Origin of the sequence: Methanocalculus natronophilus (assembly GCF_038751955.1) — an archaeon.
Lineage (GTDB): Archaea > Halobacteriota > Methanomicrobia > Methanomicrobiales > Methanocorpusculaceae > Methanocalculus > Methanocalculus natronophilus.
The window spans coordinates 200,078-218,748 of sequence record NZ_JBCEXH010000004.1 but is presented as its reverse complement, the minus strand read 5'-3'; the positions used below and the strand labels follow the sequence as shown (position 1 = coordinate 218,748).

The window sequence follows — 18,671 nt, the reverse complement described above, 5'->3', positions numbered from 1 at the left end:
AATCGTCACATACCGATAAGAAGGATTCGGAGATCAAAAAGGAATTATTTCTTTGAACCCTTCGCACCGCTGATGATCGGGAGCAGGTCTGCAATCTCGCCGAGCCGTTCGGCAGGCAGCCCCATCACCATCTCACCATCTGCAATCCCGGAGAATTTCCTTGAGCCGTCACAGCCAAGCGAGATATTCGCATCCCCGTTCAGGTACACCATTGCAGTCGCATCCGAGCAGACTGACTGGATACCCGACATCTCCGCATGAATTCGGCCACCCAGGCGGTAGAGGAGCGACTGGGCCATCTTCAGCATCGGACGGGGTTCTGCCACAATGAGCACAACGTGGGGGGCAAACGGTGTTGATTCAAGTGGTGCATACAGGGTTGCATATGTCCCGCCTGAAGGCAGATGCGGGATCCGATCGATGGTCCGACGGCAGGCAGCCCAGCTCTCGTACTTCCCAAGTGCATAGTAGAACTCCCCTGAAGCAAGAGACGGGGTGCGTTCGCGGAGGCCAAGTGCCCAGCTCCCCCCCATACACGTGTGTTTTGAAACCGGGGCATAGAAACATCTGCCATCGGTTCGTGCCATTGAGACCATCTGGCAGTGCCGCATCTCCGACTCAGCCTCTTCCATACCGGAGGGGATCTCTTTCTCTGATCCTGCCAGTCTGATTGCCACAGGAGAGCCTGTGAGGCTGAGTTCGCTCTTCAGCACCCCTGCTAGTGCTGCATACTCCGGATCTGATTGCATATCTTCCATCGTTTCGTCACCTTCTTCTTTCGCTCCTGAAGACCCCTTTTGTTCGCTTCAAGATAAACCTGATGATCAGAGACGCCTGAGTTTCTGCTCAACCTTCTCAAAGAAGGTCCGCCTGGCCGTGATGAAGTGTGCCGGGTGCTCTGAACGTCTGACACGGATTGAGGCAGAGAGACCAAGCCGCCTGATCTCCACCCCGTCGATCACAAGGTTTGCCGGTTTGTCACTCTCAAGGCGGATCTCTATCTTTCTCTCTGTTGAGATGATATGCGGCCGTGATGAGAGCATGTATGGCGCCAGTGGCACAAGCAGGACCCCGTCTATCCCCGGATCAACAATAGGCCCGCCTGCGCTCATCGCATAGGCAGTCGATCCCGTCGGCGTGCTGAGGATGACCCCGTCTGCCCGGAATGTCTCTGCAACGATATCATCAATGACAATAGAGAACCTGAGCATCTTGGCAGGGCGCGAGGTGACGATCAACGCTTCATTCAGGGCCTCTCCAATGCTGCCGGTCTCATCTTCAAACGAGAGGCGCATCCGCTTCTCGATGGGAAAACCAGGTTCAAGGGATCTGAGAAACGATGAGGCATGGCCGCGTTCGAGATCCGCCAAAAACCCGACTTCACCCCAGTTGACCCCGATGATCGGGACCTGGTGCTTCATTGCCGAGACCGCCCGCAGCACGGTGCCGTCTCCACCGATAGCAACCACGATATCGGCTTTCCCGGGCATATCATCAAAACCTATGCCATCTTTATGGAGCTTATGGGCAGTATTCTCTTCTAAGAGAACCTCATGGCCTGCAGAGGCAAGATCCGCAGCAAGGCTGCCTGCAAATGCAACCGCCTCAGCGCGGTCTATCCGTGAGAAAAGAAAGAAACGCATGCGTCACCTCAGGTATTCGATCACTTTCCGGTGGATCGCAGCATTTGTCGCCACCATGCACCTCCCAACCCCGACATCATCTGGAAAATGAACAGGTGTTCCATCCAGTCCCGATACCATGCCGCCAGCCTCCCTGCAGATGAGCATTCCTGCTGCAGCATCGGTTACGCGGAGTGTGTTTCTGAGATCGACAAACCCATCCAGCCTGCCGCAGGCAACATAGCAGAGCTCGAGTGCAGATGCTCCAAAGAGACGCCAGCGCCGGATCCTGCTGCCCAGCTGCATGGCGCGGCCGGGATCAAACTTCTTGCCATACAGGCTCATTGCACTCTTCTCTAAGAGCGAGACAGATGATACATGTATCGGGGAGCCATTGCAGTATGCACCACCGCCACGAACCGCATAGAACTCCTCTGAAGAAGCGAGATCCAGCACAAAACCCTCCTGGATAGCGCCGCCCTCACCATATGCAAGAGAGAGGGCATAAAACGGAATCCCTGATACGGCATTGAAGGTTCCATCAATTGGATCGAGATAGATTGTTCCCTGCTCACCCGGCATGGAGACCATGCCAGCCTCTTCACTCAGCACCATGCTGCAGATCCCTGCATCCTCAAGCAGACTGAGGACGCATCGCTCTGCAATCTGATCTATGGCCTTTGTCGGGGATTGATCCGCACCCATCCCGACGATCTGCCCACCCTGATCAGTACCAGGAACAGACGCGATCTCTCTCTGTAATGCCAGCTGGATGGAACGGCAGGCAGCAAGGAAGGGTGTTTCTCTCATCCTGCGTTGTCTTTATGTTCTTCGGATTCAATAAATTACTCCTGCGAGTAAACATCATGAAAGAACAGACAGAAGTTGGGAAGCTCAAAGAAGGGCGTTACGTTGTCATTGAAGAAGAACCCTGCAAGATCCAGAGTATTTCTATCTCAAAGCCCGGCAAGCATGGTGCGGCAAAGGCACGTATTGAGGCAACCGGTATCTTTGACGGTGTCAAGCGCTCATTCGTTGCACCTGTCGGCGCGAAGATTTACACACCAATTGTCGAGCGGAAGAGCGGACAGGTGATCAGTATTGCTGGCAATGTCGTATCATTCATGGATATGAAAGATTACACAAATTTCGATCTTGCTGTTGAGGATGATCAGCTCGGAAAAGCTGAGCCAGGGAAAGAGCTCCCATATATCGAATCAATGGGCAAACGGAAGCTTGACATCTAGAATATGCAATCTTTTGCAACCCCACTTTTTGCCGATGCTGAAGCCTCCTATACCGAGGCACGGTATGTCATATTCGGCGTGCCCTATGACGGCACAACATCGTATAAGCCAGGCACACGGGCGGCTCCAAACGCCATCCGGGCCGTCTCCTACAATTTCGAACCCTATATGCCGGAGTATGATCTCGACCTCACAGACGTTCCCTTCTGCGATCTCGGTGATATGTATACGGAAACTGACCCCGAATCGGTCACAAACCAGGTCGAAGATACGGTCTCAATGATCCTCGCAGACGGAAAAGTGCCGGTGATGCTTGGTGGAGAGCATTCGATCACGATCGGTGCTGTGCGCGCTGTGCGGCCCCGCTGGTATCTGGTCTGTGATGCTCATCTCGATTTCCAGGACGAATACCGGGGCAGCCGGTATAACCATGACTGTGTCTCTGCACGGGTTGAGGAGATGGGAGTTGAGAATATCATCATCATCGGCGCACGGAGCGGTTCAAAAGAGGAGTTTGCCCATGCAGCCAGGCATACCGTCTATACAGCAGATATGGTGAGGGAGAGAGGTATTGATGCGATCCTGCGTGAGGTGAAGGAAATGATCAGATCTGATCCCCTCTACCTCTCAATAGATGCAGATGCAGTCGATTCGTGCCTGACTCCGGGGCTTGGGACGCCTGATCCTTTCGGTATCACCCATTGGGATCTCAGATCCGTCATCCGGGCGCTTGCACCTCTGGCGGTTGCATTTGATTATGTTGAGGTGCTTCCCTGCGATTCAGAACAGACCGCGGGGGTTGCTGCACGGATGATTCGTGAATTTATCGGGTGCAGGGAAGCATCCGGCACTGGCAGCGAATAAAACCAGTTGTTTTGATTGAAACGGTTCCGGACGGGGCAACTGATTTGAGATGTTGAACAGAGATGGTGCGATGTCAAAACACGACCTTTTTATCTTTCCACTACGTTCTAAGAGTGGTGTCTTGTGAGTATACGAGACTGGATTCTTCCAAAAGAATATATCTTCTATGATATCTTCGAGCAGCTCGCAGATACTACTGCGGAGGCTGGACGGCTCCTTGTCGATCTTGTCGATGATTATGAGGATGTCGACAGAAAGATCAGGGAGATTAAAAAACTCGAACATCAGGGAGACTCACTGGCGCATCATGCCTTTGCCGAGCTGAGCCGGAGTTTTATCACCCCCCTTGAGCCTGCAGAGATCTCCCGCCTGACGACTGCACTTGACGACATCCTGGATTTTATTGACAACACTGCCAGGAAGATGCAGAATTACGGCATTGAAGAGACGGATGCATATATGAGGGAATTTGCCAAGATCGTCTACTTCTGTGCTGCAGAGGTCGCAAAAGCGGTCAGGGAGATCCGATCGCTCAAGAATCCAAAGCTGCTTGAACAGAAATGTATCGAGATAAACAGGCTTGAGAACCTTGCAGATGATGTCCTCTCACATGCAATCCAGGATCTCTTCAAAAGCGAGGATGCGATCCGTATCATCAAGCTCAAAGAGATCTATGAGAGCCTTGAAGAGGCGACAGACAGGTGCGAGGATGCGGCAAATGTCCTTGCCGATATTGCAATTCGCTATTCGTGAGCATATATGGAACTGCTGATCATTGCCGGGATTGCACTCGCCCTGCTTTTCAATTTCGTCAACGGGCTAAATGATGCGGCAAACGTCATCGCTACCGTTGTTGCAACCCGGGCATTAACCCCCCTGAAGGCGATTGTCCTTGCTGCTTTTTTCACCCTGGTCGGCCCGTTTCTGTTCAGTACTGCTGTTGCAAAGACAGTCGGAACCGCGATTGTGAATCCCGATCTGCTCACCCCCTCGCTTGTCGTCATCGGTCTTGTGGGAGCAGTGTTCTGGCTCTATTTCTGTTCGCATTTTGGAATACCCGTATCAGCGAGCCACTCTCTGGTTGGTGGGATCATGGGGGCGGGTATTGCTGCAGGAGGTATAGTTGCTGTCTTATGGCCAACAACAGCAGCAATGACCGGTTTTGTCTATTACGGAATAATTGGAACACTTGTTGGAGGGTTCATCTTCGGGTGTCTCGCCCTTGCCATGGGGGATCGCAATATGAAGTATCCTGCTCTCGGAGCGCTGATCGGTTTTGCCTTTGCGATCCCGATCTCGATGCTGCTTGGCCTGATCGAGATACGGGGCATATTTGCTGTTGCGATCTTCATTATCATCTCACCTGTCCTTGGTTTTATTGCCGCATATACCCTCTCAGGGATGATCATGAGGTTCCTGTCTCGTGCGGGACCGCCACGTAAGATGAACAATCTCTTTAAAAAGCTCCAGATAGCCGCTGCCTCACTTCACGCAATCGGTCATGGCGCAAACGATGCCCAGAACGCCATGGGAATCATTACTGCGATCCTTCTTGCCGCAGGATACATCTCTGTCTTTGAAGTACCTATCTGGGTTATTCTGGCTTCATGTGGTGCGATATCCCTCGGAACACTTCTCGGAGGGTGGCGGGTAATAGACAAGATGGCTCATGATATCACGAAGATTGCCCCGTTCCAGGGATTCTCGGCATCCACATCAGGAGGGATGGTACTCTCGGCGATGTCAACACTTGGAATTCCTGTCTCAACAACCCATGCAATCACCGGAGCGATCATGGGGGCAGGCTCAACCCAGGGTCCTGCTGCTGTCAGGTGGGGTATTGTCAGGGAGATCGTGGCTGCCTGGATCATCACGGTACCAGCAGCTGCACTCGTCTCCTACTGCTTCTTTGTTCTGTTATCACTATTATTCTGACTGCCCATACCGGCAGAGTGATGCAATGGCACAGGAGGGACAGGCAGGTTTTCGTGCCGAACAGACCTCCCTCCCATGCCGGATGAGACAGTACGTCAGTTCACCCCAGATCTCCTGCGGAAACATGGCCATTAAATCCTCTTCTATCCGGTCAGGGTTTGAGGAGTCAGAGAAACCGATGCGCTGTGCAAGCCTGCGTACATGGGTATCCACTGCAATGCCGACATTTTTTGAGAACGCATGATCGAGGACGATATTTGCCGTCTTCCGCCCGACTCCCGGAAGCATCAGGAGCTCGTCCATGGTATCAGGTACACGGCCGGAAAACCATTCAAGCAGGGTCCGCGCAGCCCCCTGGATATGTTTTGCTTTTGCATGGTAGAACCCGGTTGGCCGGATAACCGTTTCCAGTTCAAAAAGATCAGCGTCTGCAAGCGCCTCTGCTGTCGGATACTGTTCAAAGAGCAGTGGCGCAATCCTGTTCACAGTCTGGTCTGTTGTCTGTGCAGAGAGGATCGTCAGTACCAGGCACTGGAACGGATTCGCTGACTCGAGAAACTGCGTGCTGGTATGAGGATAGAGGCCTGAAAGCCGGGAATAAACAAGAAGAGCAGTCTGTTTGTCCATAATGGGGTAGCGCAGATTCGAACTGCGGTCAAAGCGTCCCAAACGCTCTAGGATGGACCAGGCTACCCTACTACCCCGTGACCTTATCTTATTCGGGTTCAGTCTAAAAATAGGTATCGTTCTTTTCCGCCATTATCAGAGCGGGAGAACGTTTCTCTGCTGGTCCGACACAACTGTTCCGTCGAAACGTCCGGCTATGATCGCATCTTTGACAAGAGCCGGATTTTTGCCATCCATCACGATAAACGGAATATTGCTCCTCTCCACGATCTTTGCTGCCAGCAGATCGACTATCATATTTGATCCCGCACCCATCCGTTCCTTCATGATGATATCAATCAGGTTCGCAGGGGTGATCCGGGAATAGCGTTCTGCAGCGGGATCTTTCTTTGGATCTGCCGAATAGATCGCATCGATTGCTGTTGCATTCACCAGGAGGTCAGCTGACACCTCTTCGGCAAGCACTGCCGAGACCGCATCGGTGGTCTGGCCGGGGGCAACACCACCCATCACCACAACCCTTTGATGAAGCGCGGCCTCTTTTGCCTCCCGGTAGGTTGCCGGAACCGTGGGGTATGCTGCATCCCCAAGCGCAGAGAGGAGGAGGAACGCATTGATCCGTGTCACCATGATGCCAAGCTCATCTGCAGTTCCATCATCAAGCCCAAGCCCCCGGCAGACCGAGATATACCGCCTGGCTTCTCCACCCCCGCCACAGACGCAGAAGACAGAATAGTGCTGCGCAAGTTCCCGGAGCGTGGCCGCCCACTCACCAAGCAGGTGGGAATCCAGTGTGGGGACAAGGACCGACCCTCCAAGCGAGATAACTACTTTCTTCATGATACCCAGATCATTTCATCATGGATCACATATAATGCCGCATTATAGATTGGGGAGAAAACGTGTATGAGAGGTATGGGAATGACAAAAGAAAGACCTGGTATCGCACGGTTATGGATGCGTGAGGAGGATGCCATCCGCTGCCGGCTCTGCCCCCACGGCTGCCTGATCAAGGAGGGGCACGCAGGCATCTGCTGTGTCCGCAAAAATGTGGAGGGGTCGCTTATCTCCCTGACCTATGGAAAGGTGGCATCGGCTGCAGTTGACCCGATTGAAAAAAAGCCGCTGTTCCATTTTCTTCCCGGGACATCCACCTTATCGTTTGGCGGAATCGGCTGCAATTTCAGGTGCCGCCACTGCCAGAATCATGAGATCTCCCAGGCAAGCGTAGAATCCATCCCGCTTCAGACGATCCCCCCGGCAGATGGTGTCAGCATGGCAAAGCAATCAGGTGCGGAGAGTATCACCTGGACCTATAATGAGCCGACCATCTGGCACGAATATGCACTTGATATGGGAACAATCGCCCGCAGAGAGGGACTCTCTACGATCTATGTCACAAACGGCTATATCACCGAAGAGGCGCTGGATGAGCTGGCACCCATGCTTACTGCCTTCCGTGTGGATATCAAGGCGTTCAATGACGATTTTTACAGGAAGGTCTGTGGCGGCCGACTCCAGCCGGTCCTTGACGCAACCATCCGCGCGCATGAGCATGGGATGCATATCGAGACCGTCAGCCTGATCATCCCCGGTGTAAATGATGACCCAGCAGAGATTGACAGCCTGATCAGCTGGGTGATCGAAAGCCTTGGTCCCGAAACGCCGATGCATTTCACCCGCTACCGCCCGGATTACCGGATGCACCATCCGCCACCGACACCGGTTCCCCGGCTTGAAGCAATCTATGAGCGGGCACGGGAACTGGGACTGGTATACCCCTATCTCGGCAATGTGGTGGGATCTGCCTACACAGACACCTGGTGCCCGTCATGCAATGAGCATCTGATCCAGAGGGGCGGCCATGCTGCTCACCTGACCGGTCTTGTTGGCAACCGGTGTGGCAACTGCGGCCACCTGATACCGGTTCTTCTCCCATGACACCTGAGCCTGCATTTCTCGTTGACCGGATGCTTGGTCCCCTCACCCGGTATCTTCGGTTCCTCGGCTATGACTGCGAGAGTGCCGACAGCCTTCCTCCGGGAGATCCCCGTGAAGACACCACCCTGCTAGCATGGGCAGAAGCGGAGGATCGTATCCTCCTTACCCGTGATCGTGAACTGGCAGTGCGGGCAGGGGATGTGGGCATCTATATCGGGGCATCTGACGTTCTTGACCAGGTGCGGTACCTGAAGGAGCAGGGGGTTATCACGCTCTCGGTGAGGCTGATCCGCTGCTCGCGCTGCAACACACTACTTGAGGATGCAGACAGGGAGGAGATCGAGAAGACACCATATGCACCGCCGGATACGGACGGATTCACGTTTTATCGGTGCCCGTCATGCAGCCGCCTCTACTGGAACGGATCCCACACCGGGGATATCATCAGGCGAATCGGGGGCCTGAACCAGACGTTATGAAAATACCCCCTTGCTCTCCCAGTATTCATATTCGGATCTCCATTCATCCTTATTTGCCAGAACAAGATCGATCATGCGCTGCCGCAGAACCAACAGATCCGCCTCCTGGTCAGGGTAGCTCCGTTTCTCGCCTATAGCGTCACAGAGATCACGGCCGAGTGCTTCTGCCATCGAAAGGGCCGAATCCACAGCTTCTGGATCTCCCATGATATTGACCCCAAGTGAACCGGTTGCGACCCCGCCGAGGGTATTGATGACGCTGTTGAGGTATGTTGCAACCTCCTCTGCATGCGATCCGCCTGCAGTCGAGATGCTGCATCCGTACCTGCCTGCAAGACGCTGGCAGTGTACAGCATCAGCAAGCCGGTCAATGAATGTCTTGAGCTGTGCCGTCACCGAGTTGATGTAGACAGGAGACGAGAAGATGACACCATCTGAAGACAGCAGGCTGCCATACACCATCCCGAAGTCATCATCAAGGATGCATGACCCGGTTCTGTAGCATGTACCGCAGGCATTGCAGTACTGGATCTCAAGTTCACAGATATCCAGGATTTTTGTCTCTGCACCTGCCTCTGACGCTCCTTTGCAGGCAGCAGCCAGAAGGCGCCGTGTTGAGCTCTGGTACCCCCTCGGGCTCCCATTGAGTGCAAGGATCTTCATGGAAGAGAATCTGGCGCTCCGGATTTATAGATATTCAGAAGAAACTTTTTTAAAATTAAGGTGGAAGTATACTACCAGCATGAACACCCCCCTGCTGTCAATGATCGGAGATGCACGTGAGGATGGCATCCTGATCTCAGATAAAGATTCGATCATCTATGCAAATGATACAATCAGGAGGCTTGCCGGAGAGGAGAGGGGCGATTATCCCAATCCGGATCAGATGATCCGATCCATACTCAGACAGAGTGGGATTGATGATCAGGCAGAGATTGCAGAGATTTTGGGCCCCCTCCCCGGAATGATCCCGCTCAGGGGAAAGGAGCTTCTGCTACAGTCACCATCCGGTGAGAAGCAGTGGTACGAACTCTCCATCCAAAAGAGAGAAGATGGCAAAACACTCTGGTTTTTCAGGCAGATCACCCGTTGGAAGACGGCTCTTGCGAAGCAGCGGGAGAGTGAGGAGAAGTACCGCCTCCTCTTCCATGGGGGTTATGACGGGATCGTCGTCTATACCATCAGCAGTACTGGTGAGCCCAAGGCATTCATCGAGGTAAATGATATCGCCTGCCGGAGGCTCGGGTACTCAAGGGATGAACTCAGGTCCAGATCTCCGCTCGATATCGTCCCTCCCAGGCGGGTGGGCGGGATCCTGAGAGAGGTGAAGAAGCTCCTCGTCTCTGATCAGATCCTCTTTGAGACCGAGCAGGTGAGATCAGATGGAACGCTCTGCCCGGTCGAGATCAATGCCCACAGGATGATGCTCGGTGACCGTATGGTCATCGTCTCCATCTCCCGCGACATAACCAGGCGGCGGCGGGACTTTGAGATCAAGCAGACGGCATACCGCCAGATAGAGGAGAATATCGAGCAGTTCGCCATCCTTGGCGACCATATCAGGAACCCCCTCACCGTCATCCTCGGGTACGCGGGGTGCTGCGGGGATGAGGCGATCGGAGAGGAGATCAGGATGCAGGTTGAGATCATCAGGGGCTACCTTGACCAGCTGGACCAGGGGTGGATAGAGTCGGAGAAGGTCAGATCATTTCTCAGACGCCACTACCGTTGACACCATCTCTATACCTATAACCAACCGTGATCAACAGGTACAGCACGAATGAAAGATCTGATTATTCGCGGGGCACGGGAGCATAACCTGAAAGATATCATGGTGACGCTCCCCCGGGATCAGCTGATAGTGATCACCGGCGTCTCCGGCTCCGGCAAATCCACACTTGCATTTGATACCATCTATGCAGAGGGACAGCGCAGGTATGTCGAGTCACTGTCGGCATATGCCAGGCAGTTCCTCGGGCAGATGAATAAGCCGGATGTGGATGCTATCGAAGGGCTATCCCCGGCAATATCAATAGAGCAGAAGACCACCTCCAAAAACCCAAGAAGTACGGTTGGAACCGTCACCGAGATCTACGACTACTTCCGGCTGCTCTTTGCACGAATAGGAGTCCCGTTCTGTCCGGAGCATGGGATCAGAATTGAATCCCGATCCCCCCAGCAGATTGCTGATGCAATGTCGGCACGAGAATCCGCCAGGATCACCATCCTGGCACCGATCGTCAGGCAGAAGAAAGGGACATACGGACAGCTCTTTAAGGATCTTGATGCAGAAGGGTTTGCCAGGATCAGGGTCGACGGCACAATCCATCGGACAGACGAGGAGATCCCGCTTGAGCGGTATGTGAAGCACGATATCGAGATCGTCATCGACCGCCTGGATCCAAAGGAACCGTCACGGCTTGCCGAGGCTTGCGAAACCGCAGTGAAGCGTTCGGGAGGCCTGGTAATCGCAGTCTATGATGACGGATCTGAGGAGTGCTTCTCTGCAGAAATGGCCTGCCCGATCTGCGGGATCTCCTTTGATGAGCTCCAGCCACGGTTCTTCTCTTTCAACACGCCGTTTGGAGCATGCGGGACCTGCAACGGACTTGGCATCCGGATGCGGTTTGATCCCGATCTGATCATTCCTGACCGGTCGCTTGCTATCACTGAAGGTGCCGTTGCACTCTACAGAAACTTCCTCGATGGCTACCGGATGCAGTACCTGGCAGCAGTGGCAGCCCATGAGGGATTTGATATCTCCACACCCATTGAGAACCTGACAGAGAGACAGTATCATACACTGATGCATGGATCTGATGAGAAGATTCGGTTCTCGATGCGGATGAAGAACGGTGAGGGCGAATGGTCACATACTGGCGCGTGGGAGGGGCTCATCCCGCAGGCAGAGCGTCTCTATCGGGAGACAAAATCAGAATACCGGCGTGAAGAGCTGGAAAAGTTCATGCGTGTCACACCATGCCCCTCCTGCGGCGGTTCCCGGCTGAAAAATGAGGTCCTGGCCGTGAAGATCCATGATCATTCAATTGCGGACGTCACAAACCTCTCAATTACAAAAGCTCTTGCGTTCTTTGATACCCTGCCCCTCACCACCCAGGAAGAAGAGATAGCAAGACAGGTCAGAAAAGAGATCCGATCCCGTCTCCTCTTCCTCGAACAGGTCGGGCTTGGCTACCTGACCCTCTCACGAAACGCAGGCACACTCTCCGGGGGCGAGGCACAGCGTATCCGGCTGGCAACCCAGATCGGATCCAACCTGATGGGCGTCCTGTATGTGCTGGATGAGCCATCAATCGGGCTGCACCAGCGTGACAACAACCGCCTCATTGAGACCCTCAAACAGCTCCGGGATCTCGGCAACACCCTGATTGTTGTCGAACATGACGAAGATACCATCAGGCAGGCGGACTATGTCGTGGATATGGGCCCCGGAGCAGGGATTCACGGCGGGGAGATTGTTGCCTGCGGGACACTGCCTGAGATCCTGAAGAGCGATGAGTCACTGACTGCACGGTATCTCAGAGGAATCGAGACGATTCCTGTACCAGACCAGAGACGTAAACCCGGCCCGTGCATCAGGATTTCAGGGTGCAGCGAGCATAATCTCAAAACAATAGACTGCGGGATACCGCTTGGACTCTTCACTGTCGTCACCGGAGTCTCTGGTTCAGGCAAATCCACCCTCATCTACGAGACCCTCTACCCCGCCCTGATGAACAGGGTATACCAGTCACGCCATACACCCGGGGCATTCAGCACCCTCACCCTTGACCAGGAGATCGACAAGGTGATCGTGATAGACCAGAGCCCGATCGGGAGGACACCGCGATCAAACCCGGCCACCTATACCAAGGTCTTTGATGACATCCGGAAGATCTTTGCAGAAACAAAAGAGGCGAAGATGCGGGGGTATAAACCCGGACGATTCTCCTTCAATGTGAGAGGCGGGCGGTGCGAGGCATGCCAGGGAGACGGCACAATCAAGATCGAGATGCACTTCCTCCCTGATGTCTTTGTTGAATGCGAGGAATGCAAAGGAAAGCGATACAACCGCGAAACGCTCGAGGTCCGGTACAGGGGCAGGACAATTGCGGATGTTCTTGCGATGAGTGTCGAGGAGGCACGTGATCTCTTTATGAACATCCCCTCAATCAGGCAGAAGCTCGAGACCCTCTGCCAGGTGGGCCTTGGATATATCGCACTTGGCCAAAGCGCCACAACCCTCTCCGGCGGTGAAGCCCAGCGGATCAAGATCACTCGTGAACTGGCCAAACGATCAACCGGCCAGACGGTCTATCTTCTGGACGAGCCGACAACCGGCCTCCATTTCCATGATGTGAAGAAACTTGTCTCTGTTCTGGACAGTCTTGTTTCGAGAGGAAACACTGTTGTTGTGATTGAGCATAACCTTGATGTCGTCAAGTCTGCAGACTATATCATCGACCTTGGACCAGAAGGAGGCGATGCAGGCGGACACATTGTTGCTGCAGGCATGCCTGAAGAGGTGGCAGCAGTTGAAGAGAGTCATACGGGAGCGTTTCTCAGGCGAATGTTAGAGATATGATTGATGCAGCATCCATACCTGAGCTTCCCGGATCCTATCTCTTCAGGGACGGGGAGGAACGCGTCATTTATGTCGGCAAGGCAAAAAATCTCAGAAAGAGGGTGCAGAGCTACTTTTCCAAAAAGACCACCGATCCAAAGACAGCCGTGCTCGTGGATGCAATCAGGTCTGTTGATTTCATTGCAACAGATGATGAGACCGAGGCGCTCATCCTTGAAAATACCCTGATCAAGCAGTACCAGCCAAAATATAATATCGATCTCAAGGATGCGAAAAGCTACGCCTTCATCCACCTCTCAGATGATCCCTACCCCCGGATCGGCATTGCCCGCAGAACAGGACAAGACGGGAGGTACTTCGGGCCGTTTGTCTCTGGCCGTGAGCGAAACAGCCTCCTTGCAATGGTGAAGAAGACCTTTGGCATCCGTTCATGCCGTCGTCTTCCAAAACGCCCATGCCTCCGCTACCATATCGGAACCTGCAAGGCACCCTGTACCGGGACAGTCACCGAAGAAGAATACCAGGAGCGTGTCAGGCAGGCAGAGCTGGTCCTGAAAGGGAAAGCCACGCACCTGATAGCCGAGTTGAAGCAGGAGATGGAGCGGCTCTCATCCGGATGCGACTATGAGTCGGCTATTGCAGTCCGTGATACCATCACTGCCCTTGAAAACCTCTCCGGCCGCCGGATGACAGCCCGAAAACATGCCAGTGACGGGGATGTCATACACTACCGGCGATCCGGTGGCGAGGTCTTCCTTCTCCTCTTCCACCAGAGAAACGGGACGCTCATGGGCAAGGAAGAGTACCGGTTCGATGAGTCGCCTGAGTTCCTTTCGGAATTCCTTGTCCAGTACTACAGCGACCACGATGTTCCTGCGGAAGTTATTATACCAGAACCAGTTGATGATGCCATCACCGGGTACTTACGAAGCATCAGGGGGAAGAACGTGGATCTGACCATCCCAAAACAGGGTGCAAAACGGGAACTCCTCGATCTTGCGGGGAAGAACGTGGATCTCACCTGGTTCTCAGGAGAGGAGCGGGTACATGCACTGCAGCGAACACTCCGGCTGCACACGCTTCCCTGGACGATTGAAGGGTTTGATATCTCCCATCTCCAGGGAACAGCCGCAGTCGGGGCGATGGTCCGGTTCACTGGGGGCCGCCCGGATAAACGGAGTTACCGGCGATTCTCTCTGAAGACTGCTGACGGTGGTGATGATCCTGGAGCCATCCGGGAGGTGGTCAGGAGACGGTACAGCAGGCTGATCCGTGAGGGGAGGGATCTTCCGGATCTCGTTGTCATAGACGGGGGGAAGGCCCAGCTGTATGCTGCAGAGGCAGAACTCCAAAAGCTTGGTTCTGCCATACCGGTTATTGCAATTGCCAAACGCGAGGAGGAGATCTGGATGCCAAAGATACCCTATCCCCTCCCAATTACCCCGGATTCTCCTGAATCACTCCTTATCCAGGAGATCAGGGACGAGGCACACCGGTTTGCCCTCTCCTACAACAGGATTCTGCGGAGGAAGAAGGTGATCCCATGAGTTTCCAGATGCGTGCAGACTATAAACCCGCCGGATCCCAGCCCGATGCCATTCAAAGCCTCGAAGACGGGTTTGCCGGGGAGATGAGGAAACAGACCCTCCTCGGCGTGACTGGATCGGGCAAGACCTTCACGATCGCAAACCTGATTCAGAGGCTTGGGATGCCGACGCTGGTTCTTGCCCACAACAAGACGCTTGCAGCCCAGCTCTATAATGAATTCCGTGATTTCTTCCCGGATAACCGGGTGGAATACTTTGTATCCTACTACGACTACTACCAGCCGGAATCATATCTCCCGAGGAAAGACCAGTACATCGAGAAAGATGCTGATATCAACCCCAAAATCGAACAGATGCGCCTCTCGGCAACCGCATCGCTTCTCTCACGAAACGATACCATCATCGTCTCAAGTGTCTCCTGCATCTACGGCCTCGGCAACCCTGATCACTTCAGAAACCTGGGGTTTGAGCTGCGGGTTGGAGAGACGATACAGAGGCGGGATCTGATCGAGCGGCTCTTTGAGATACAATTTGAGCGAAATGACACCGAACTCGCACCGGGACGGTTCCGTGTCCGTGGCGATACAGTCGAGATCATCCCCGGCTATTTCAACAATATCATCAGAGTCGAGCTCTTTGGTGATGAGATCGAGCGCATCTCCGAGATCGAGAAGACCGGAGGGCGGAGGGTGGAGTCAATGGAGTACTTCCATGTCTATCCGGCACGCCATTTTGTCACCCCCGAGGAGGAGCGGAAACGGGCAGTTGTATCGATCCGGGAAGAGCTTGAGGAGATCCTCCCCGGGCTCGGTATGATCGAGGCACACCGGCTCCGCCAGCGCACCCTCTTTGATATCGAGATGATCGAGGAGACGGGGAGCTGTAAAGGTATCGAAAACTATTCACGTCATTTTGACGGCAGAAAGGCAGGAGAACAGCCATACTGTCTCCTCGACTATTTCCCTGATGACTTCCTGCTGATCATAGACGAGAGCCACCAGACCCTGCCGCAGGTGCGGGGGATGTATAACGGCGATTATGCCCGGAAGAAGAACCTTGTCGAGTACGGGTTCCGCCTGCCAAGCGCCTTTGATAACCGGCCATTAAAGTTTCACGAGTTTGAGCAGTACATGAAGCATGTCGTCTTTGTCTCGGCAACACCCGGAGACTATGAAGGAGAGCATGCTGAATTGGTTGTGGAGCAGATCATCAGGCCCACCGGCCTTGTTGACCCACCGGTTGAGGTGCGGCCGATCTCCGGCCAGACAGAAGACCTGCTCGGAGAGATCAGTCAGACCATTGATGCGGGGGATCGGATCCTCGTCACGACCCTGACAAAAAAGCTGGCAGAGGAGTTTACCGACTACCTCATCGGCCGCGGGATCAGGGCACGGTACCTCCATTCAGAGATAACAACACTTGAGAGGACCGAGATCATCAGGCAGCTCCGGCTCGGCACCTTTGATGTGCTGGTTGGGATCAACCTCCTGCGTGAGGGCCTTGACATCCCTGAAGTCGGGTTCATCGGCATCCTTGATGCAGATAAGGAGGGGTTCCTCAGAAACGAGCGGAGCCTCATCCAGACGATCGGCAGGGCTGCCCGGAATGTCAATTCGCGTGTCGTGCTGTATGCAGACAGGATGACAAACTCGATGAATCGCGCCATTGCAGAGACAGAACGGAGGCGGCGCCTGCAGATTGCATTCAATGAAGAGCACGGGATTGTGCCGGAGACGATCCGAAAACCGATCAGGGAGAAGGATGTCGAGGCGACAGACATTTCAGCGGTTCCACAGGACGAGATCCCAAACCTGATCATCAGGCTGGAGTCAGCGATGCGGGCTGCTGCCGAGTCACTGGATTTTGAACGTGCAATTGAGCTTCGGGAAGAGATCAGGCAGGCAAAAGAGATGATGGATCAGGGTGCTGACAGGAGGTAGCCTCTGTCATACCCCCTGGTAGGAGTCATCAATGGCTTTGTTTTCCTCTTCACCCTCGGGTATGATAATCCAGGCAAGGATATAGATGATGATACCCGGAAATGCCGGGACAAGCGAGAGGACGATCCACGCAATCCTGACAAGCGAGGGATCCCATCCATAGTGTTCTGCTATTCCTCCGCAGACTCCTGCGATCAGCCGGGTGGATCGCGATCTCATCAGACGTGGTGCTTCTTCCATACCTACACTAGAGATGGGAGTGCCTCTTACATGTACCTTCTGTTGGCAAGGGTGCATACACCTCTTGTTGTAGCGGTGGCATAGCCGGGATGAGAAGAGGCTTTCTGGCCCGGGGATGCTGTCGTACACCATGGCTTTTTTGGAAAAAGAGGGAAGTTATGTGCAGGCCTGTAATTTTTCCCGGATCAGGTGACAACAACTGTCAGGGTAAACGTGTCAGCTGGTGCGGCTTCAGGCTCCCATGGGCGGATGTCTTTTCCATCTATGGTGTATGTTCCGGGCGTCCGTGCTTCAAATGTCCAGATGTGTGTGCCGGGTGCACCCATAAGCCCGGTCTCCTCAGGGATGAATTCGTCATCTACCAGAGCAATGCCCGGAGGTACATCAAGATCCCAGGTATACCCGGTTGTCGGGTTCTCAGGAAGGCTGATCGCAAACCGGGAGCCGGTATCCAGCGTCACTGTTTCACCATCATTGGCCTGGTCAAATGTAAGCATCTCAGGGGACGGTGGAGGTGCCGGCTGATCATCAGGCGCTTCGGCAACACAACCAGCTGTCAGGAGCAGAAGAGCAGCAATAAGCGCAATAAATACAGGATTGGAGTTCATACGTTCTCACCTGTTGAGAATTCCCTGTTTCTTGATAATAAATGTATCGAAAGTGGACGAATCAAACCCTGGACGTCCCTGCATACCAGGAAAAAACAGCTCATGATGCCGCCATGGGCACCAGGCATACAGAATGAAAATGATGAATATGCCCATGCATTTCATATAAAAAGGGTGCCTGGAATGAGAGAGCGCTGCTGGTCTTCGATTAAATGCCAGTCTCCTCTTCATCAGGGAAGAGAAACTCAAACGAGCACCTGGAATCTCCGGCAGCATAACATTCCCGTTCGACTGCATGAACAGTTCTCCCCATATGTTTTGAAAAGATTACCGAGAGGAGGCCGGTATCAAAGGAACAGGCAGGACGCCCCAGCTGCGGGAGCTCGGCACATTCAAAGCAGTTTGAGACTGAGAAGGAGAGCGGTTCAAGGGTGGTGTCGTGAATCCTGCCAAGCTGATGATGCTCCCAGAAGAGAGAGAGGTTTGAAAGGAGCGTTTCTGTATCGGCAGCAAAAACCGCAGGGTAGATCGCCTCCCCGACAGATTCCCCGCACCGTCTGAGAAGTGGATCGATAGAGATGCCTTCCATCATGAGTGAGACCCGGAATATCCTGTAGACGAGTTTGTACAGGGCAAAGGGATCGATGCTACCATCACGGTACTCGAGAGCATAGACTTCAAGCTCATCAGTCAGGCGATCTGATGGAGAGAAGCTTCCGATACAACGGGAGGTTAAAAAGAAGTATTTTTTCCGTTCGTCATCCTCGCCATGCCGGGATCCGACGATCCCCTCATCAACAAGGTCTGAAAGGTGTGCGGAGATCGTCGATTTCGCCCTCCCGGATGAGGCAACGATTCTATCGAAACTCTGCTCGCCGGTCTCCAGCAGATCCAGAATCTTCCGGCGGACAGGATTGGCAACTGCACGGACACCTGCTTCTGTCCCGTATATCGATAGTTTATTCCCGCCTGTGCTCATGGATCACTCCTGTATAATCAAAAGGAACTGCATAGGTATATAATGTTCGTCCATATA

19 protein-coding genes and 1 tRNA gene are annotated in these 18,671 nt (G+C 53.7%); 10 read left to right on the top strand and 10 right to left on the bottom strand.

Features of this window, described 5'->3' with window-relative positions:
* Positions 1–44 precede the first annotated feature (44 nt).
* The 3 genes from ABCO64_RS06640 to ABCO64_RS06630 form a co-directional block, all read right to left on the bottom strand.
* Positions 45–758 carry a DUF169 domain-containing protein gene (locus ABCO64_RS06640; RefSeq protein WP_253458710.1) on the bottom strand — a complete coding sequence of 238 codons (714 nt, stop codon included), beginning with the start codon at positions 756–758 and terminating at the stop codon, positions 45–47.
* A gap of 66 nt (positions 759–824) precedes the next feature.
* Positions 825–1,643 carry an NAD(+)/NADH kinase gene (locus ABCO64_RS06635; RefSeq protein WP_253458713.1) on the bottom strand — a complete coding sequence of 273 codons (819 nt, stop codon included), beginning with the start codon at positions 1,641–1,643 and terminating at the stop codon, positions 825–827.
* A gap of 3 nt (positions 1,644–1,646) precedes the next feature.
* Positions 1,647–2,432 carry a bifunctional fructose-bisphosphatase/inositol-phosphate phosphatase gene (locus ABCO64_RS06630; protein ID WP_253458716.1) on the bottom strand — a complete coding sequence of 262 codons (786 nt, stop codon included), beginning with the start codon at positions 2,430–2,432 and terminating at the stop codon, positions 1,647–1,649.
* 56 nt (positions 2,433–2,488) lie between these two features.
* On the opposite strand from ABCO64_RS06630, the gene ABCO64_RS06625 reads away from it, so the two are divergent.
* The 4 genes from ABCO64_RS06625 (at position 2,489) to ABCO64_RS06610 (ending at position 5,668) form a co-directional block, all read left to right on the top strand.
* The gene (locus tag ABCO64_RS06625) at positions 2,489–2,869 is read left to right on the top strand and encodes a translation initiation factor IF-5A (protein WP_253458719.1); all 381 of its coding nucleotides are present in this window, start codon (positions 2,489–2,491) and stop codon (positions 2,867–2,869) included.
* Positions 2,870–2,872: 3 nt separating this feature from the next.
* Positions 2,873–3,733: an agmatinase gene (gene speB, locus ABCO64_RS06620; protein ID WP_253458722.1), complete on the top strand. Its 861-nt coding sequence runs from the start codon at positions 2,873–2,875 to the stop codon at positions 3,731–3,733.
* Positions 3,734–3,856: 123 nt separating this feature from the next.
* Positions 3,857–4,486, top strand: a complete 630-nt coding sequence (locus tag ABCO64_RS06615; RefSeq protein ID WP_253458724.1) for a DUF47 domain-containing protein — start codon at positions 3,857–3,859, stop codon at positions 4,484–4,486.
* Between the two features lie 6 nt (positions 4,487–4,492).
* Entirely contained in the window at positions 4,493–5,668 is a 1,176-nt protein-coding gene (locus tag ABCO64_RS06610; RefSeq protein ID WP_253458727.1) for an inorganic phosphate transporter, read from the top strand.
* Here ABCO64_RS06610 and nth read toward each other — a convergent pair.
* From nth to pyrH, 3 genes are all read right to left on the bottom strand, one after another.
* Positions 5,660–6,295: an endonuclease III gene (gene nth / locus ABCO64_RS06605; protein WP_253458730.1), complete on the bottom strand. Its 636-nt coding sequence runs from the start codon at positions 6,293–6,295 to the stop codon at positions 5,660–5,662. The two genes, ABCO64_RS06610 and nth, sit on opposite strands and share 9 nt — an antisense overlap.
* Positions 6,296–6,297: 2 nt before the next feature.
* Positions 6,298–6,372: transfer RNA gene (locus ABCO64_RS06600), tRNA-Pro, on the bottom strand.
* Between the two features lie 58 nt (positions 6,373–6,430).
* A complete protein-coding gene (gene pyrH, locus ABCO64_RS06595; protein ID WP_253458733.1) occupies positions 6,431–7,135 on the bottom strand; it encodes a UMP kinase in 705 nt (234 codons plus the stop codon).
* Positions 7,136–7,216: 81 nt separating this feature from the next.
* Here pyrH and amrS point away from each other — a divergent pair, with 81 nt between their 5' ends.
* Together amrS and ABCO64_RS06585 are read left to right on the top strand one after the other, a co-directional pair.
* Positions 7,217–8,236, top strand: coding sequence for an AmmeMemoRadiSam system radical SAM enzyme (gene amrS, locus ABCO64_RS06590; RefSeq protein ID WP_253458735.1), 1,020 nt, complete (start codon positions 7,217–7,219; stop codon positions 8,234–8,236).
* Entirely contained in the window at positions 8,233–8,715 is a 483-nt protein-coding gene (locus ABCO64_RS06585; protein WP_253458738.1) for a Mut7-C RNAse domain-containing protein, read from the top strand. Before amrS ends, ABCO64_RS06585 begins: the two co-directional genes overlap by 4 nt.
* On the opposite strand, the gene ABCO64_RS06580 is transcribed toward ABCO64_RS06585, so the two are convergent.
* Positions 8,710–9,378, bottom strand: coding sequence for a flavodoxin family protein (locus tag ABCO64_RS06580; RefSeq protein ID WP_253458741.1), 669 nt, complete (start codon positions 9,376–9,378; stop codon positions 8,710–8,712). The genes ABCO64_RS06585 and ABCO64_RS06580 overlap by 6 nt on opposite strands.
* Before the next feature lie 79 nt (positions 9,379–9,457).
* Between ABCO64_RS06580 and ABCO64_RS06575 the strand changes: the two genes are divergently transcribed.
* From ABCO64_RS06575 to uvrB, 4 genes are read left to right on the top strand one after another with little or no spacing between them, the layout of a single operon-like run.
* On the top strand, positions 9,458–10,447 hold the full coding sequence (locus tag ABCO64_RS06575) for a PAS domain S-box protein (protein WP_253458746.1): 990 nt from the start codon (positions 9,458–9,460) through the stop codon (positions 10,445–10,447).
* A gap of 48 nt (positions 10,448–10,495) precedes the next feature.
* Complete coding sequence (gene uvrA, locus ABCO64_RS06570; protein ID WP_253458749.1) at positions 10,496–13,300, top strand: excinuclease ABC subunit UvrA; 2,805 nt, start codon at positions 10,496–10,498, stop codon at positions 13,298–13,300.
* Positions 13,297–14,847: an excinuclease ABC subunit UvrC gene (gene uvrC / locus ABCO64_RS06565; protein WP_253458752.1), complete on the top strand. Its 1,551-nt coding sequence runs from the start codon at positions 13,297–13,299 to the stop codon at positions 14,845–14,847. The genes uvrA and uvrC overlap by 4 nt, the downstream gene beginning before the upstream one ends.
* On the top strand, positions 14,844–16,787 hold the full coding sequence (gene uvrB, locus ABCO64_RS06560) for an excinuclease ABC subunit UvrB (protein ID WP_253458755.1): 1,944 nt from the start codon (positions 14,844–14,846) through the stop codon (positions 16,785–16,787). The genes uvrC and uvrB overlap by 4 nt, the downstream gene beginning before the upstream one ends.
* A 6-nt stretch (positions 16,788–16,793) precedes the next feature.
* On the opposite strand, the gene ABCO64_RS06555 is transcribed toward uvrB, so the two are convergent.
* The 3 genes from ABCO64_RS06555 to msvR all read right to left on the bottom strand — a co-directional run bounded on the left by ABCO64_RS06555 (position 16,794) and on the right by msvR (position 18,614).
* Entirely contained in the window at positions 16,794–17,027 is a 234-nt protein-coding gene (locus tag ABCO64_RS06555; protein WP_253458759.1) for a PspC domain-containing protein, read from the bottom strand.
* A gap of 185 nt (positions 17,028–17,212) precedes the next feature.
* Positions 17,213–17,635, bottom strand: coding sequence for a protease inhibitor I42 family protein (locus ABCO64_RS06550; protein WP_253458762.1), 423 nt, complete (start codon positions 17,633–17,635; stop codon positions 17,213–17,215).
* Positions 17,636–17,843: 208 nt separating this feature from the next.
* Entirely contained in the window at positions 17,844–18,614 is a 771-nt protein-coding gene (gene msvR, locus ABCO64_RS06545) for a transcriptional factor MsvR (RefSeq protein ID WP_253458765.1), read from the bottom strand.
* Between the last annotated feature and the right edge of the window lie 57 nt (positions 18,615–18,671).

Excerpts from the sequence above, each read along its gene's own strand:
- ABCO64_RS06640 (WP_253458710.1), bottom strand. The coding sequence starts at position 758 with ATGGAAGATATGCAATCAGATCCGGAGTATGCAGCACTAGCAGGGGTG.
- ABCO64_RS06635 (WP_253458713.1), bottom strand. The coding sequence starts at position 1,643 with ATGCGTTTCTTTCTTTTCTCACGGATAGACCGCGCTGAGGCGGTTGCA.
- ABCO64_RS06630 (WP_253458716.1), bottom strand. The coding sequence starts at position 2,432 with ATGAGAGAAACACCCTTCCTTGCTGCCTGCCGTTCCATCCAGCTGGCA.
- ABCO64_RS06625 (WP_253458719.1), top strand. The coding sequence starts at position 2,489 with ATGAAAGAACAGACAGAAGTTGGGAAGCTCAAAGAAGGGCGTTACGTT.
- speB (WP_253458722.1), top strand. The coding sequence starts at position 2,873 with ATGCAATCTTTTGCAACCCCACTTTTTGCCGATGCTGAAGCCTCCTAT.
- ABCO64_RS06610 (WP_253458727.1), top strand. The coding sequence starts at position 4,493 with ATGGAACTGCTGATCATTGCCGGGATTGCACTCGCCCTGCTTTTCAAT.
- nth (WP_253458730.1), bottom strand. The coding sequence starts at position 6,295 with ATGGACAAACAGACTGCTCTTCTTGTTTATTCCCGGCTTTCAGGCCTC.
- pyrH (WP_253458733.1), bottom strand. The coding sequence starts at position 7,135 with ATGAAGAAAGTAGTTATCTCGCTTGGAGGGTCGGTCCTTGTCCCCACA.
- amrS (WP_253458735.1), top strand. The coding sequence starts at position 7,217 with ATGACAAAAGAAAGACCTGGTATCGCACGGTTATGGATGCGTGAGGAG.
- ABCO64_RS06585 (WP_253458738.1), top strand. The coding sequence starts at position 8,233 with ATGACACCTGAGCCTGCATTTCTCGTTGACCGGATGCTTGGTCCCCTC.
- ABCO64_RS06580 (WP_253458741.1), bottom strand. The coding sequence starts at position 9,378 with ATGAAGATCCTTGCACTCAATGGGAGCCCGAGGGGGTACCAGAGCTCA.
- ABCO64_RS06575 (WP_253458746.1), top strand. The coding sequence starts at position 9,458 with ATGAACACCCCCCTGCTGTCAATGATCGGAGATGCACGTGAGGATGGC.
- uvrA (WP_253458749.1), top strand. The coding sequence starts at position 10,496 with ATGAAAGATCTGATTATTCGCGGGGCACGGGAGCATAACCTGAAAGAT.
- uvrC (WP_253458752.1), top strand. The coding sequence starts at position 13,297 with ATGATTGATGCAGCATCCATACCTGAGCTTCCCGGATCCTATCTCTTC.
- uvrB (WP_253458755.1), top strand. The coding sequence starts at position 14,844 with ATGAGTTTCCAGATGCGTGCAGACTATAAACCCGCCGGATCCCAGCCC.
- ABCO64_RS06555 (WP_253458759.1), bottom strand. The coding sequence starts at position 17,027 with ATGGAAGAAGCACCACGTCTGATGAGATCGCGATCCACCCGGCTGATC.
- ABCO64_RS06550 (WP_253458762.1), bottom strand. The coding sequence starts at position 17,635 with ATGAACTCCAATCCTGTATTTATTGCGCTTATTGCTGCTCTTCTGCTC.
- msvR (WP_253458765.1), bottom strand. The coding sequence starts at position 18,614 with ATGAGCACAGGCGGGAATAAACTATCGATATACGGGACAGAAGCAGGT.